Origin of the sequence: Halomonas sp. MES3-P3E (assembly GCF_002836035.1) — a bacterium.
In the GTDB taxonomy this organism is placed as follows: Bacteria; Pseudomonadota; Gammaproteobacteria; order Pseudomonadales; family Halomonadaceae; genus Vreelandella; species Vreelandella arctica.
This window is the reverse complement of record NZ_PJBT01000184.1, coordinates 59,218-74,275: the sequence shown is the minus strand read 5'-3', so window position 1 is coordinate 74,275 and position 15,058 is coordinate 59,218. Positions and strand designations below refer to the sequence as shown.

At 56.6% G+C, this 15,058-nt stretch carries 10 protein-coding genes and 1 CRISPR repeat array (1 of these 11 cut by a window edge); of the genes, 6 read left to right on the top strand and 4 right to left on the bottom strand.

The annotated features are described in order from the left end of the window. Positions 1-20 precede the first annotated feature (20 nt). The 4 genes from CXF87_RS14460 to CXF87_RS14440 all read right to left on the bottom strand — a co-directional run bounded on the left by CXF87_RS14460 (position 21) and on the right by CXF87_RS14440 (position 3,756). The gene (locus CXF87_RS14460; protein WP_101147100.1) at positions 21-1,097 is read right to left on the bottom strand and encodes a metal ABC transporter solute-binding protein, Zn/Mn family; all 1,077 of its coding nucleotides are present in this window, start codon (positions 1,095-1,097) and stop codon (positions 21-23) included. Positions 1,098-1,132: 35 nt separating this feature from the next. After that, positions 1,133-2,023: a metal ABC transporter permease gene (locus CXF87_RS14455; protein WP_101147099.1), complete on the bottom strand. Its 891-nt coding sequence runs from the start codon at positions 2,021-2,023 to the stop codon at positions 1,133-1,135. Further along, positions 2,007-2,741: a metal ABC transporter ATP-binding protein gene (locus tag CXF87_RS14450; RefSeq protein ID WP_101147098.1), complete on the bottom strand. Its 735-nt coding sequence runs from the start codon at positions 2,739-2,741 to the stop codon at positions 2,007-2,009. The genes CXF87_RS14455 and CXF87_RS14450 overlap by 17 nt, the downstream gene beginning before the upstream one ends. A 331-nt stretch (positions 2,742-3,072) precedes the next feature. After that, on the bottom strand, positions 3,073-3,756 hold the full coding sequence (locus CXF87_RS14440) for a hypothetical protein (protein ID WP_101147096.1): 684 nt from the start codon (positions 3,754-3,756) through the stop codon (positions 3,073-3,075). Between the two features lie 157 nt (positions 3,757-3,913). On the opposite strand from CXF87_RS14440, the gene cas1f reads away from it, so the two are divergent. The 6 genes from cas1f (at position 3,914) to cas6f (ending at position 12,623) form a co-directional block, all read left to right on the top strand. Further along, complete coding sequence (gene cas1f / locus CXF87_RS14435) at positions 3,914-4,900, top strand: type I-F CRISPR-associated endonuclease Cas1f (protein ID WP_101147095.1); 987 nt, start codon at positions 3,914-3,916, stop codon at positions 4,898-4,900. Continuing rightward, positions 4,897-8,238, top strand: coding sequence for a type I-F CRISPR-associated helicase Cas3f (gene cas3f / locus CXF87_RS14430; RefSeq protein ID WP_101147094.1), 3,342 nt, complete (start codon positions 4,897-4,899; stop codon positions 8,236-8,238). Before cas1f ends, cas3f begins: the two co-directional genes overlap by 4 nt. A gap of 427 nt (positions 8,239-8,665) precedes the next feature. Next, positions 8,666-10,048 carry a type I-F CRISPR-associated protein Csy1 gene (gene csy1 / locus CXF87_RS14425; RefSeq protein ID WP_101147093.1) on the top strand — a complete coding sequence of 461 codons (1,383 nt, stop codon included), beginning with the start codon at positions 8,666-8,668 and terminating at the stop codon, positions 10,046-10,048. Then, positions 10,041-11,009: a type I-F CRISPR-associated protein Csy2 gene (gene csy2, locus CXF87_RS14420; protein WP_101147092.1), complete on the top strand. Its 969-nt coding sequence runs from the start codon at positions 10,041-10,043 to the stop codon at positions 11,007-11,009. The genes csy1 and csy2 overlap by 8 nt, the downstream gene beginning before the upstream one ends. 15 nt (positions 11,010-11,024) lie before the next feature. Beyond that, positions 11,025-12,050: a type I-F CRISPR-associated protein Csy3 gene (csy3, locus tag CXF87_RS14415; RefSeq protein WP_101147091.1), complete on the top strand. Its 1,026-nt coding sequence runs from the start codon at positions 11,025-11,027 to the stop codon at positions 12,048-12,050. A gap of 3 nt (positions 12,051-12,053) precedes the next feature. Next, a complete protein-coding gene (cas6f, locus tag CXF87_RS14410; protein ID WP_101147090.1) occupies positions 12,054-12,623 on the top strand; it encodes a type I-F CRISPR-associated endoribonuclease Cas6/Csy4 in 570 nt (189 codons plus the stop codon). A 129-nt stretch (positions 12,624-12,752) separates the two neighbouring features. Further along, positions 12,753-15,058: direct repeats of the CRISPR family, unit length 28 nt; unit sequence GTGCGCTGCCGCCCAGGCAGCTCAGAAA (it continues 3,726 nt past the right edge of the window).

The following is a 15,058-nucleotide window of genomic DNA, read 5'->3' as shown; positions in this document are numbered from 1 at the left end:
GCGTTTATAACCCTATCGGCTTAGTGATTATGCTCACTGTGGTCATGGTCATCGTGGTCACGCTCATGATCGTCATGACCGGGCTTTATATATCCGGGCTCTGCTAACGCATCATGCAGCACACGGGCATTGTGGCGCATCATGCCCAGGTAAGTGCTGGCTTCGCCTTCTGCGGTCAATGCATCGGCGTAAAGCGTACCGGCGATCGGCAGGCCGGTCTCTTCGGCGAGCTGGTTGATGATCGACTGATTGGTCATGTTCTCATGAAACAGCGCCTGTACGTTCTCCTGCGCAATCACATCCACTAGCGCGGCCATGCTGGCGCCACTGGGGTCGGCTTCGGTCGAAAGCCCCACCGGAGAGAGAAAGTTCACCCCGTAAGCGCTGGAAAAGTAGCCAAAGGAGTCGTGGCCGGTAATCACGCTGGTGGAAGCCGGAATCTCATCAATTAGCGCACGAATCTCGGCGTCTACCTCGACCATTTCCTGTAAATACTGCTCCGCATTGGCGCGGTAAGCATCGGCGTTATCGGCATCCGCGGCGATTAAACCGTCACGAATATTGGCGACATACACCTCGGCTTGCTGCATATCCTGCCAAGCGTGCGGGTCTTCATTACCATGGTCGTGATCGGCGTGGTCGTCATGCCCATGCTCTTCATGATCCTGCTCTTCGTGAGCGTGCTGGTCATGCCCATGCTCCTCATGGCCGTGCTCGTCATGGTCTTCATGCTCAGCGAAAGAGAGTGGTTCAACGCCATCCGTCGCGGTGACCAGTGCACCTGAATAATCGCTGGCGCTAATCAAACGCTCCATCCAGCCCTCAAACAGCAGACCGTTGAACACCACCAAATCCGCGTTCGCTAGAGAGCGGGCGTCTCCGGGGCTGGGGGAGTAGACGTGGGCATCGCCGTCGGCAGCCACCAGCGAGGTCACCTCAACATGCTCGCCGCCTACGTTTTCCACCATATCCGCCAGTATCGAGAAACTGGTCACCACCTGAACGCGTTCATCAGCGATAGCGGCAGGCAGTGCCAGCAGGGCGGAAACACCCACTAACCAGCGCGACGGCCGATAGGATAAATAGGCAAGCGACATGCAACACTCCTTACGATAAGTATAAATAGGGACGATTAAGACCCTTGCTCCACGGCCAATGGCGTTGTCTTACGCCGCAGCTTGGCTGCCAAGCTGTGATAGCGACCAAACAGGGCCGAAAACAGATACCCCGCCCCGGCCAGCAGAATAATGCTCGGGCCAGAAGGAATATCCAGATGGAAAGAGAGCAGCAGGCCGCCAGTACTCGCCACCATGGCCAGTACAATCGCGATGCCGATCAACCCCTCAAGCCGTTTACTCCAAAAGCGTGCGGAGGTAGCAGGCAGCATCATCAAGCCCACCGCCATTAGCGTGCCCAGGGTTTGAAAGCCGGCGGTTAAGTTCAGCACCAGTAACCCCAAAAACACGCTGTGCACCCAACCGCTACGGCGGCTTTGGCCGCGTAAGAACAGCGGGTCTAAACACTCCACCACTAATGCGCGAAACACGATGGCCAGCGTCACCACAATCAGCGTGCTGATGCCTGCAATCAGTAGTAGCGCGGTGGAGTTGATTGCCAGAATCGAGCCAAACAGCACATGGGTAAGATCTACACTGCTGCCGCCAATCGAAATCAGCATGACACCGGCGGCCAGCGAAATGATAAAGAAGCTCGCCATGGCGGCATCTTCGCGCTGGCCGCCCATTTTTGAGACCGCCCCTGCCAGCAGCGCGACCATTAAGCCAAACAGTACCCCGCCAATGCTCATGATCGGCAGCGAAAACCCTGCCAGCAGGAACCCCAGCGCAACGCCCGGCAGAATGGCGTGGGCCATGGCGTCACCAATCAGGCTCATGCCGCGCAGCACCAAAAACACTCCCAGCGGCGGGGCGGCCAGCGAAAGCGCCAAACCACCCACCACCGCACGGCGCATAAAGCCGTAATCGAAGGGGCTGATCAGCCACGCATTAAGCAGATCCAGCATGACGACCTCCGAGAGTAAACGGCACCACTTGCGCGGGTGAATGGTGATCAGTAAGCGCACTCGGCGCGACCCAACGGCCATGGCCGCCGTTTAGCATCAACACTTCATCGGCCAAGCGTTGCAGGTGATCCATATCGTGGAGCACGACAATAATCGTCGCGCCGTCGTCCGCCATCTGGCGCAGGATGCGGATCAAAATATCCACGGTCTCGCTATCCACGTTGGCAAACGGCTCATCAAGCAGCAGCAGTTCGGCTTCCTGCATCAGTGTGCGGCCGATCAGTGCGCGCTGGCGCTGACCACCGGAAAGCTCGCCCAAGGGGCGGTGGGCCAAGTGCGAGATCCCCAGCCGCGCCATGATCTCGCGACCCTTGCGATAGTGCGCTGCACAGTAGCCGGTTAACGCGCCGTGGCTGGGCCAACTGCCAGTCATCACCAGCTCTTCCACACTCATCGGGAAGGTCAGGTCTAACGCCAACTGTTGGGGCAGCCACGCCCGGCGCTCTTTGGGTACCGTACAAACCACTTCACCGTTAATCGGCCGCAGTTCACCCATAATCGCCTGAATCAGCGTGCTTTTACCGGCCCCGTTAGCGCCGATCAGCGCGGTAATGGCGCCCGGTTGAAAGTCGCCCTCAAGGTGTTCAAGCACCGTGCGGCGCGCTTGAGCCAAATGCAGATTATGCAACTGACAGCGTGATAAAGAGCGCTGACTCATCCTAGCCACCCACCAGCCCAAACCACCAAACACCAAAGCACCAACAACGGCACGGTGACAAACAACAGCCGTTTAACAGCCGATAATGACATCAAGGAGAAGTGACAAGGACCTTCCTTGTTATGGCGGTGCGTATGCTCACTCATCAGGCGGCCTCGTGTAATTTCAAATAGGTTATAACATAACATTTGGAAAAGCCAAAAAATTGCTGAATATTTTACGCGTTAATGCCGCGCTGACAACGAAAAAGCGCTAGCCGAAAACTGCCGACAGCGCTTTTTAGAGTCACAAATAAGTGGGGGAGATTGGCGCAGGCAGTTGGCGTAAAAACCTAGTAGCGCCAGGTAGCACCAAGCTGCTGTGGCCCTACATGGAGTGCATATTCACCAGGAATAGTCATCGGACCCAGCGATAGATTAGCGGGTTGGAAGCGATTAATCGCAGAGGTCGCCTGATTCGGCTGTGTCCAAATCTGTAGCTCGTTGACCAGCATGCCCGTCGCGAAGTTGATGGCGCCATCGCTTTCACGACCATCGGCAGCAATTACCGCCCCCGCCACACCATTAACCACCAATGAGCCCACGCGAGCGCCCCAGCCGCGCCGCTCACGTTCCGCCTGGGAAAGCTGTAACCCCAACGCCTGCACACCGCTTAGCTCGCCGCTGGCTTTCAAACGCTCATATTCGGCCAACGCCGCCGGGTGCGGCTGGCGGTCGGTCAGCATACCGCCCAGCGCCAGCGCAGATTTCACCACCCCCACTCGCGCATCAAAACGGTCATCCGCGTCGTTTGCCTCACTCGACTGGTACGCATTCACTGCCAGGCTAGTGCCGTAAATGCCTGTCCAGCCCCACTGCCAAACATGCGCATGGCGCGCGCCATCCTCAAACACATCATCGTACTCACTCCACTGCCCGCCGGTTTGAGCCTGGGTTTGTGCGTGGGCCTGCAAAGAGACAGGTAGGGCAATCACCAGCGTCGTAACCAGCGCGGAGAGAAGACGAAAAGCATGCATAAGGAAGTGCCTATTAACGGGATCAATAGCGCTAAGCGTAGCACGGCGTTCGCGGCTGGCTAGCGTGGAATAACACGAAGCGAAGTATGACTAAGATTCATGGTGTTTGCTCATAAAGAATGATTAGATGAGGAGAGACGATAACCAGGAGCGCCGCATGGATGACTTTTCGCCCAATGACCTAAAAACCATTCTTCATTCCAAGCGCGCTAACCTCTATTACCTTCAGCATTGTCGAGTGTTGGTGAATGGTGGCCGCGTAGAGTACGTCACCGATGAAGGCAGCAAATCCCGCTATTGGAATATCCCCATTGCCAACACCACCTCGATACTGCTGGGCACCGGCACCTCGATTACCCAGGCAGCCATGCGCGAGCTTGCCAAGGCAGGCGTATTAGTTGGGTTCTGCGGCGGCGGCGGTACGCCATTATTTGCTGCCAATGAGGTCGATGTAGATGTCGCCTGGCTGACCCCGCAAAGCGAGTACCGGCCCACGGAGTACCTGCAATACTGGGTGCGCTTTTGGTTCGATGATGTAAAGCGCCTGGATGCCGCCCGGGCGTTTCAGCAGGCGCGACTTGCCCGTATCGAAGCGCTGTGGACCAGCCGTGTTATGAAAGATGCAGGCTTTGGTATATCCACTGATCACCTGCAGAGTGCCCTTGCCCATCATCGCGAAGCGATTACCCAAGCCCCCAGCACCGTTGACCTGCTGACCCTAGAAGCACGTTTAACCAAAACGCTGTTCAAGCTGGCGGTGAATGCCGTTGATTACGGGGACTTCACCCGTGCCAAACGCGGCTCGGGCACTGACCCTGCCAACCGATTTCTTGATCACGGCAACTACCTTGCTTACGGCCTGGCGGCGACCGCCACCTGGGTGCTGGGGATTCCTCACGGGCTTGCGGTACTCCACGGTAAAACCCGCCGGGGCGGGCTGGTGTTTGATGTAGCCGACTTGGTAAAAGACGCGGTGATTCTGCCCCAGGCATTTATTTCCGCCATGCGCGGCGATGAAGAGCAGGAATTTCGCCAAGCCTGCATCGAGCGCTTAACGCGCACCGAATCCCTCGACTTTATGATTGATACGCTCAAGGAAGTCGCCCAAGAGCTAGGGCAAGAGTCGGGGGGTGGCGAAGCATGAACGTGCTGTTGATTTCCCAGTGCAACAAAAACGCCCTTAAAGAAACGCGCCGCATCCTTGATCAGTTTGCCGAACGCCGGGGCGACCGCACCTGGCAAACGCCGATCACCCAGGCCGGGCTGGACACACTGCGCAAACTGCTGCGTAAAAAAGCCCGCAAAAACACCGCCGTCGCCTGCCACTGGATTCGTGGTCACGACCACAGCGAACTGATGTGGGTAGTGGGGGATGCTTCAAGGTTTAATATCAATGGCGCAGTGCCAACCAATACCACCGCCAGAGATATATTGCGTCGTCGCGATGAAAACGACTGGCATAGCGGTGAAGATATTCTCCTGCTCACCGCGCTAGCTGCGCTACTGCACGACCTGGGAAAAGCTTGCGACGCCTTTCAGCTACGGCTTAAGGGCAAGCTGGAAGGCCGCAACTTATACCGTCATGAGTGGATATCGCTACGCCTGTTTCAGGCATTTGTGGGTAATGACGACGATGCCACTTGGCTGGCGCGCCTGGCCGAAGGTGACTATCAAGAGCAGGACTGGTTGGAGGGGTTAGAGCGTGATGGTCTGGATGAGGCTACTTCAGCGGTGTTTAGTCATTTGCCGCCGCTTGCCGCTGCGCTTGGTTGGCTAGTACTTAGTCACCATCGGCTGCCCTTAAAGCCGCCGTCGTACGATAACGATATTCCCAGGCGCTGGGGTGGAAGCATCAACCTGCAAGCCGAGCAACTGCCTGCGTTATTTGAGTCGATTAGCGCCGAGTGGAACGAAATTCCTGAGACGCAAGACCCAAATCGCATCGCGCCCTACTGGCAATTTAGTGGCGGGTTACCCGTTAGCACAACACGCTGGAGGGAACGCGCCACAAAGCTTGCCACGCGTTTACAGGCGCGGCTGGACAAAGATGGCCATTGGTTGGAGAGTCACTACGTCATGCACTTAGCGCGGCTAAGTTTAATGCTGGCCGATCACCACTACTCAAGCCTGGAAGACCCACTGCATCGAGTGCGTGGTGAGTCCAACTATCCACTGGTTGCCAATACCGTGCGCAAAACCGGCAAACCCAATCAGCCATTGGATGAGCATATTCTTGGCGTCGAAAAGCACGCCGCCGCGGTCGCCCGTGCGCTGCCTAGCGTCGACAGCCACTTGCCCCGTTTAGCCCGCCATAAAGGTTTTCGTAAGCGCAGCAGTCACCCGCGCTTTCGCTGGCAGGATAAAGCCTTTGATCTGGCCCAATCGCTTAGAGCGCGCAGCCAGCGCCAGGGCTTCTTTGGCATCAATATGGCATCCACCGGCTGCGGTAAAACCTTGGCGAATGGGCGCATTATGTACGCGCTGGCCGACCCTCAGCAGGGCGCGCGCTTTAGCATTGCGCTGGGGTTACGCACGCTGACTCTGCAAACTGGTCAAGCCCTTCGTGAGCGTCTGAATCTGGGTGAAGATGAACTCGCCGTGCGCGTAGGCGGCAGCGCCAATAAAGCTCTGTTTGCGCACTACGAGCAAGAGGCCGAAGCCAGTGGCTCGGCATCTAAACAGGCACTTATCGAAGAAGACGCCCACGTGGTGTTTGATGGCAATTTTGATAGCCACCCCGTACTGCGCCGACTGAACGATGAACCGGGCACCCGAGCGCTAACCGCCGCACCTATTTTGGTATGTACCGTTGACCACCTGGTGCCCGCCACGGAAAGCACGCGCGGCGGTCGGCAAATCGTGCCAATGCTGCGCCTGATGAGTAGTGATTTAGTCCTCGATGAAATCGACGATTTCGATATTAACGACCTGCCCGCGCTTACTCGGCTCGTCAATTGGGCGGGACTTTTGGGATCACGGGTGTTGCTTTCATCGGCCACCTTGCCGCCCGCGTTGGTCGAAGGGTTGTATGAAGCCTACCGCAGCGGTCGCGAAGCCTTTCAACGCCACCGAGGCGAACCGGGTTTGGCGGTCGATATCTGCTGCGCCTGGTTCGACGAGCACGACCGCCAACATGAAAACTGCGCCAGTAGCGAGACCTTCAAGGCGACACATCAGGCTTTTGCCAAGCGCCGGCTAGAGCGCTTAGCCTCCAGCCCGGTGCGACGCAGTGGCGATATTTTAGCGTTGCCAGCGTTGGGTAAACGGCCAGAAGAAATCAGGCCCGCAGTTGCAACGCTGCTACGCGAACATGCATTGGCGATGCACCAGCAGCATCATTCCGTTGACCCCCACACCAGCAAGCGCGTCAGTTTCGGTCTGATTCGCATGGCCAATATCGACCCCTTGGTGGATGTGGCCAGGGCACTGTTTCAGCAGGGCGCGCCAGAAGGTGTGCGCATTCACCTCTGCGTTTACCACTCGCGCCACCCGTTGGTGATGCGCTCGGAGATTGAGCGCCGGTTAGATAAAACGCTGCAACGGGCCGAGCCCGAGCGCGTGTTTCAGCAGCCCGATATCCGCCGCCTGCTGGATAGCAGCGAAGAAAACGACCACCTGTTTATCGTGCTGGGCTCGCCGGTCACCGAAGTGGGCCGCGACCACGATTATGACTGGGCCATTGTCGAGCCTTCTTCCATGCGCTCAATTATCCAACTAGCGGGCCGGGTGCGCCGACACCGCGAGCAGGCCTGTGAAGTGGCCAATATTTTGCTGCTAGAGACCAATCTAAAACACCTGGAGCGCGCGGATGAGCCCGCTTTTCATAAGCCAGGCTTCGAAACGAAGATGGCCTGGAAACTTAATAGCCACTCACTTACCACGCTGTTAACTAAAGATGAGTACCAGGTGATAGATGCCCGCCCGCGCGTGCTGGCGCGGGAAGTGCTGCACGCTAAAGAAAGTCTCGTCGATTTGGAGCATGAGCGGCTGCATCAACTGATGATCGAACAGCCCGCCGAACCGTTAACCAAAAAAGAGATCAGGCTTGGCAAGCAGCCCAAGCCACCACCGCTGGGGGCCTATAGTTGGTACGCCGTACCACAGGTGCACTTAACCGGTGTATTGATTCAGCGTGACCCATTTCGCAAGCAGCTCGAACCTGAAATAACCCTAGCGCTGCTGCCCGATGAGGGAGGAGAAACCTGGACACTACACCGCGTAGACGATGGCGCAAGGCGAGGTGAAAAGCTCTACGTTCTGGTGGAGGAGAGCCTGCTGGTGCGGATAGACCTGACAAAAGAGCAGGGCGAGCGGATTCAGCCCTGGGGAGCCAACGACTATTTAACAGCCCTGGCTGACTTGGCAGAAGACTTGGATATCTCCCTTGATCGCGCCGCTCGCACCTTCGGCACGGTAACCGCCTCGGCTAGAAACCAACGCTGGGGATATCACCCGGTGCTGGGATTTTGGCGGAGTAAATGAAGGCCGGTGATAGACACCGGCCCGCTGCCTGGGCGGCAGCGTAAGTTACTCTGATTAAGAAACTTTTCTGAGCTGCCTGGGCGGCAACAAAAATATGGTAGTGGCACGGGCAGTCAAAGTCATTTTCTATTTTAATTACACTAATTAATAAACTGGTTGATAATTTTAGAGTGGTGCCCTAATATCAATTTAGCCAAGGGGTGGTCGCACACCTCCTTGGCTAGCTTGAAACACATTCGTATATCGTCGTTACCCAAATCTGCAGGGTCAGAGCAGATAGGAGGAATCTGAGCATGATTGGCTATCATGTAAACATAATATTTTGAGGCCGATTTTTAGATCGGCCTGCCAGATGCCCCGAGGCGTATTGCCTCGGGGCTTATTTTGGCACGAATTTCAGTGATTCCCAAATTCGTAAGGATAAATAATGCCTACCATTCCTAGTGGAAGTTGGCAGCAACTCCGAACATTAGTCGAAGTTTTTTTAAAAGATCGCTTCGATACCAAGGCGGAAAAGCTAGCTCCCGACGATCCAAAATACCAAGCACTGGTTGAACAGTTCCAATTCGATACCTGGATCAACGATGCGGCAAGGCGCGTTGGTCAACTGCAAGTCGTCACCCACTCGCTAAAACCTATCCACCCCGATGCCAAAGGCTCCAACCTTTACGCTCCGCCCGAATCGCTACATACCCACAACCTTGTTGGCAGTCATGTACTACCCGCTAATTTTGCGGGCGATGTGGTGGGGAACGCCGCAGCCTTGGATGTTTATAAGTTCTTGAAGCTGCAGCTCGAGGGAAAATCGCTGCTTGAGCGTGCGCTAGAAAATGATAGCGAGTTTGCCAAAGCGTTAAGCGATAACCCCGAACAAGCCCAGGCGTGGATCAGCGCCTTTGCGGCGATTACCGAACCGCGTGGCGAGCACGCCTCACATACCCGAGGCAAACAGCTCTACTGGCTGGTAGGTGATGATGCCGCAGACGTAGAAAGTGATGCCGAGAATTTTCATCTATTAGCACCGCTCTATGCCACCTCGCTGGCCCACCGCGTATTTCAAACCATTAACCATGACCGCTTTAGCGAAGAGGCTAAAGAGGCACGTAAAGCTAAACGGGAGGGCAACTACGCTGAGCAACCCGTTCACAGCTACCCCAACTTGGCCGTACAAAAAATGGGCGGCACCAAGCCGCAAAATATCTCGCAGCTGAATAGCGAGCGGGGCGGTAACAACTATTTGTTGGCGTCGCTTCCGCCCAGTTGGAATGTCCGTGATATTCGCCCACCGCTAAAAGTAGCATCGGTTTTCTCCCATCCAGGCGTATTTGGCAGCCGCTCAGAAGTGCGCGCCCTTGTTAAAGACCTCAAGCGCTTTCTGGAGACCAACCCCTCTACCGACATGCACACCCGCGATTTACGTGATGACTACACCGCCATGCTGATGGATGAACTGGCGCTGTTTGCCATGCAAATGCACAGCCTACCTGCCGGGTGGAGTGCGGATGAAAAATGCGAATTGGTCGCCGAAGAAGCCTTTTGGTTAGATCCTGGCCGTGCCGAGGAAGATGCCGCTTTTCGTGAAGCACGAAACAGCGTGGAGTGGGCAGACGAGATTCGCCACCGCTTTGCTAACTGGCTCAATGCTGCGTTGGGTGAAAAGCTCCCATTAGGTGATGTGGAATTTCGCCACTGGCAGAAAACGCTGGCAAAAGATGCCACCCATCAACGCCTGCTAGATCGTGACCGCCGCTGGATGGAAAACCTAATGGAAGACTTAACCAACCTGCCAGGAGGTGATGACGATGAGTGAAGTGAAAAACCTCCTGGTTTTACCACGCCTGCGGGTACAAAACGCTAATGCGATTTCCAGCCCAATGACCTGGGGCTTTCCTGCCATGAGTGCTTTTGTGGGATTGATGCACGCCCTGGAACGCAAACTCTATGCAGCAGGCATCAACGTTTCGCTCGGTAACGTCGGCGTTATCTGCCATGACTTTGAAGCCCAGGCCACTGAAGGCGGCTATATCCGTGGTTTTCATCTCACCCGTAATCCAGTGGATAAAACTGGCGGAACGGCAGCGATTGTAGAAGAAGGGCGCATCCATCTGGATATCACGCTGATCTTCACGATTGATTCAGCCGCGGCAGAAAGTGAGCATGATGAGATTGCCAAACAAATCAGTGAGATCGTTGCAGGTATGCGTATTGCCGGTGGTAGCGTCATCCCTAACCGCGCCGTGCCAAGCCACAAGCAACGCCCGCAATGGGTCGCGCTTGATGACGATGAAGAAAAGCGGCAAAAGCAGTTCGAACGCCTAAAACGGCGCTGGCTGCCGGGCTTTGCGCTAACCCTGCGCGATGACTACCTCGCCGAGCACCACCAGACGCTGCAACAGCAGAACCCGGATGCCAGTTTGCTGGATGCGTGGCTGGATCTTTCACGGCTCAATCACCACTGCGCCCTGGAAAATGAAGGTGAATCCAACGAGAAGCCCGTTTGGCAGGCTCAGCGCCCCTATCGCGGCTGGCTGGTGCCTATCCCTGTAGGTTACGGCGCTATTTCCGATCTATTTAATCCCGGCGAAGTGGCCAATGCTCGCGATGCCAAGACTCAGTTTCGCTTTGTTGAAAGCCTCTACTCCATTGGCGAGTGGGTCAGCCCCCACCGCATGAAGCAACCGGAAGACCTGCTTTGGTACGTTGATAACGACGAAGAAGCGGGACTTTACCGACTCAATAACGATTACCACCTTCGCGCCACTGCCCAGTAAACCAGGAGCTCTATCATGGCTAAAAACGATACCCTTAAAACCGCTTCCGTCCTCGCCTTTGAACGCAAGCTCGACCCTTCCGATGCCCTGCTTTACGCCAGCAGCTGGGAAAAGCGGCAAGATAATCAGCAGTGGCAGCCGGTAGAAGTGCGCGAAAAGTCGGTGCGCGGCACCATTTCCAACCGCCTGAAAGCCAAAGACCAAGACCCCGCTAAGCTAGACGCAGCGATTGAAAATCCCAACCTGCAAACGGTGGATGTCGCCACGCTGCCCCACGATGCAGACACCTTAGTTGCTCGTTTTACGCTGCGCGTATTGGCGGGTGCCGGAACGCCTTCGGCCTGTAATAACGCCGAGTACCAAGCCAAGCTGGAACAGGCAGTTGCCGAGTATAAACAAGCGCAAGGCTTCGGCGAGCTGGCGCATCGCTATGCCAATAACCTCGCTAATGGCCGCTTTCTGTGGCGTAACCGCATGGGCGCTGAGCAAGTCGAGGTAAGCGTTCGCCAATTGGCGCAGGGTAAAGCCACCAAAGAGTGGACGTTTGATGCACTGTCGCTTTCGTTGCGGGCCTTTGAGGAGACCGCCGAGCTTAAAGAACTCGCCGGTGTTATCGCCGCCGCGTTGGTGGGGGAACAGCACTTACTGCTAGAGGTAGTGGCCTATGTGCGCGTGGGCAGTGGCCAAGAAGTGTTTCCTTCACAAGAGCTGATTCTTGAGCGGGGCCGGGGTGATAAGAGCAAAACGCTTTATCACGTCAGCAACATTGCCGGTATTCACTCGCAAAAGTTGGGTAACGCCATTCGTACCATCGACACCTGGTACCCCAATGAAAACGATGATGATCTTGGGCCGATTGCCGTTGAGCCGTATGGCTCAGTGACCACGCAGGGTAAAGCGTACCGCCAGCCCAAGCAGAAAGCTGATTTCTATTCACTCCTAGATAACTGGATGATCAAGGACCAAGTGCCTACGAAGGAAGATCAGCACTTTGTGATGGCGACCCTGATTCGCGGTGGTGTATTCGGCGAAGCGGGGTAAACCATGGATCACTATATCGACATTCGTTTAAGGCCCGATCCTGACTTTGCCCCGGCAATGTTAATGGGCGCGCTTTATAACAAGCTGCACCGGGCGCTGTTTGATTTACATGCCGAAGATGTAGGCGCCAGTTTCCCAGGCTATAAGCACGGTGTTCGCGCTCGCACACTGGGCGATCACCTTCGCTTGCATGGCACGCAAGCACGTTTGCAGCAGCTAATGAGAGCGGACTGGCTAACCGGTATGCGCGACCACACCCAGGTGAGCGAAGTGCTTGCGGTACCTGCAAATACTCAGCATATAAACGTGGCGCGTAAGCAATTTAATACGGGCAGTGAAAGCCGGGCCAAACGTTACGCCAAACGGCATGATATTTCAGAAGCAGAGGCGCGGAAGATTTATGCCAAGTTGGCTGAACGACGCATTGAGCTCCCCTTTGTGCAGATCAATAGCCGCTCCACCCAGCAGCGTTTTAGCCTGTTTATTGAACATAGCAAACCGTTGGCTTCTGCAACGGAAGGCACGTTTAGCCATTACGGCCTAAGCCCCAACGCCACGGTGCCCTGGTTTTGACCCTTTTTTCTAGCATGAAAATTGGCCACCAATAATCAACCACTTAGCGGTGTCACTCTGAAAAGGGTGATACCGCTTTTTTCGGCTAAAGCTCTTTAACAATCAGCACATTAATTTTGGTATGCTCTAGTGCGCTGCCGCCCAGGCAGCTCAGAAACTGGTTGCGGAGCGGCTCAAAGCTGACGCCCTGGTGCGCTGCCGCCCAGGCAGCTCAGAAAATGCTGCCTAGGTTCATCTGCTCAACAAACGCGTGCGCTGCCGCCCAGGCAGCTCAGAAAAGATCCGCGACATGCGCTCGCCCGCCGCCGAAGTGCGCTGCCGCCCAGGCAGCTCAGAAATCGTCTAGCAGCTGGTAACCCATAGCCCATACGTGCGCTGCCGCCCAGGCAGCTCAGAAATTATTGCCTTTGATGTGGTCGTGACCGGTACCGTGCGCTGCCGCCCAGGCAGCTCAGAAAACCAGCAGTCAGCGGGGGCTCAGCGTCAACGCGTGCGCTGCCGCCCAGGCAGCTCAGAAATAGCACGACCCCAGCATCACATGCCGCCAACTGTGCGCTGCCGCCCAGGCAGCTCAGAAAACAATTAATAAGCAATCGGAATACTCTTTACAGTGCGCTGCCGCCCAGGCAGCTCAGAAAAGGAAGCTTCTTTATATTGGGAGTCGTTAAACGTGCGCTGCCGCCCAGGCAGCTCAGAAAGTCTGGCTTGGGTTGCTTGCCGTGTAATTGCTGTGCGCTGCCGCCCAGGCAGCTCAGAAATGCAGCTACACGCCGTATGCCCGCGAAGAGTTGTGCGCTGCCGCCCAGGCAGCTCAGAAACACTCATTACCTGCGAGATCACCTTGAGGCGTGTGCGCTGCCGCCCAGGCAGCTCAGAAATGTGCGCGGCGTTGCTGTGTGATGCTTTGCCAGTGCGCTGCCGCCCAGGCAGCTCAGAAAAAAGACTTGGATGAGAACGGCGAACCGCTGGAGTGCGCTGCCGCCCAGGCAGCTCAGAAAGTCCGGCGTTGTTGAGCGTCCCGGCATCTTCCGTGCGCTGCCGCCCAGGCAGCTCAGAAAATCACGATGCCGCCATCCATACCCGGTACCATGTGCGCTGCCGCCCAGGCAGCTCAGAAATCTAGCCCTAGCAGTATTTCAACCCGTGACGTGTGCGCTGCCGCCCAGGCAGCTCAGAAAGACCGTGATTCCGCTGTCAACTCAGGCTGACCGTGCGCTGCCGCCCAGGCAGCTCAGAAAAGACGGCGAGCCTTGCGCAGCACTTCGTAGTGGTGCGCTGCCGCCCAGGCAGCTCAGAAACGCAAACAACTCTCCGAGCTAAAGCCTGAAGCGTGCGCTGCCGCCCAGGCAGCTCAGAAATAGCTCCACCGGCTGCGCGTTGATCAACGTCAGTGCGCTGCCGCCCAGGCAGCTCAGAAAATGATGGTGGGTATCGCGGATGACAACCAGGAGTGCGCTGCCGCCCAGGCAGCTCAGAAACACACCAGCCTAGCTCCACCGGCTGCGCGTTGGTGCGCTGCCGCCCAGGCAGCTCAGAAAGCATCGCATCTATGTGCGTCGCCGCACCGTGCGTGCGCTGCCGCCCAGGCAGCTCAGAAACCAAAAAGCGGCCTCTGGCAACCGCACTCGTAGTGCGCTGCCGCCCAGGCAGCTCAGAAAAGACGAAAACGGCTGGCATATTATTCTTTGGAGTGCGCTGCCGCCCAGGCAGCTCAGAAACATGATTGCCGAATTCGCCTGCCGCTTTATGAGTGCGCTGCCGCCCAGGCAGCTCAGAAATTCACGCAACAGCGCCTTTAGCTCGTCTTCCTGTGCGCTGCCGCCCAGGCAGCTCAGAAAGCGCCGCACCCAAGCCGGAGGACGTATGACAGGTGCGCTGCCGCCCAGGCAGCTCAGAAAAGCTCGGTCGATTCCTTTTCGGCTACTTCGGTGTGCGCTGCCGCCCAGGCAGCTCAGAAATCGAGCGCATCTCAATCAGACCATGCCAAGCGGTGCGCTGCCGCCCAGGCAGCTCAGAAATCTGGCATCCCGCCATCGATCATTGCTTTAAGGTGCGCTGCCGCCCAGGCAGCTCAGAAACTCTCAAAAATCCGCGCCTCCTCGGCTTCCTCGTGCGCTGCCGCCCAGGCAGCTCAGAAAAAAAGCTAGCATGTGCCGAACCTGCGCCCACATGTGCGCTGCCGCCCAGGCAGCTCAGAAAATCCCATGTCGGGCAAAGCCTTGTCTGGGCGGGTGCGCTGCCGCCCAGGCAGCTCAGAAAAGGTACTCGTTAAACGCCTGCACCGTCTCTCTGTGCGCTGCCGCCCAGGCAGCTCAGAAAATGAACCACGGCATTACTCACTTATACGTAGGGTGCGCTGCCGCCCAGGCAGCTCAGAAATGTTCGCCATGACTACTTTGGCGGGGTGGCGTGTGCGCTGCCGCCCAGGCAGCTCA

Bases quoted from the DNA above. Each gene is read 5' to 3' on its own strand.
- CXF87_RS14455 (WP_101147099.1), bottom strand. From the start codon at position 2,023: ATGCTGGATCTGCTTAATGCGTGGCTGATCAGCCCCTTCGATTACGGC.
- CXF87_RS14460 (WP_101147100.1), bottom strand. From the start codon at position 1,097: ATGTCGCTTGCCTATTTATCCTATCGGCCGTCGCGCTGGTTAGTGGGT.
- cas1f (WP_101147095.1), top strand. From the start codon at position 3,914: ATGGATGACTTTTCGCCCAATGACCTAAAAACCATTCTTCATTCCAAG.
- cas6f (WP_101147090.1), top strand. From the start codon at position 12,054: ATGGATCACTATATCGACATTCGTTTAAGGCCCGATCCTGACTTTGCC.
- csy2 (WP_101147092.1), top strand. From the start codon at position 10,041: ATGAGTGAAGTGAAAAACCTCCTGGTTTTACCACGCCTGCGGGTACAA.
- cas3f (WP_101147094.1), top strand. From the start codon at position 4,897: ATGAACGTGCTGTTGATTTCCCAGTGCAACAAAAACGCCCTTAAAGAA.
- CXF87_RS14440 (WP_101147096.1), bottom strand. From the start codon at position 3,756: ATGCATGCTTTTCGTCTTCTCTCCGCGCTGGTTACGACGCTGGTGATT.
- CXF87_RS14450 (WP_101147098.1), bottom strand. From the start codon at position 2,741: ATGAGTCAGCGCTCTTTATCACGCTGTCAGTTGCATAATCTGCATTTG.
- csy3 (WP_101147091.1), top strand. From the start codon at position 11,025: ATGGCTAAAAACGATACCCTTAAAACCGCTTCCGTCCTCGCCTTTGAA.
- csy1 (WP_101147093.1), top strand. From the start codon at position 8,666: ATGCCTACCATTCCTAGTGGAAGTTGGCAGCAACTCCGAACATTAGTC.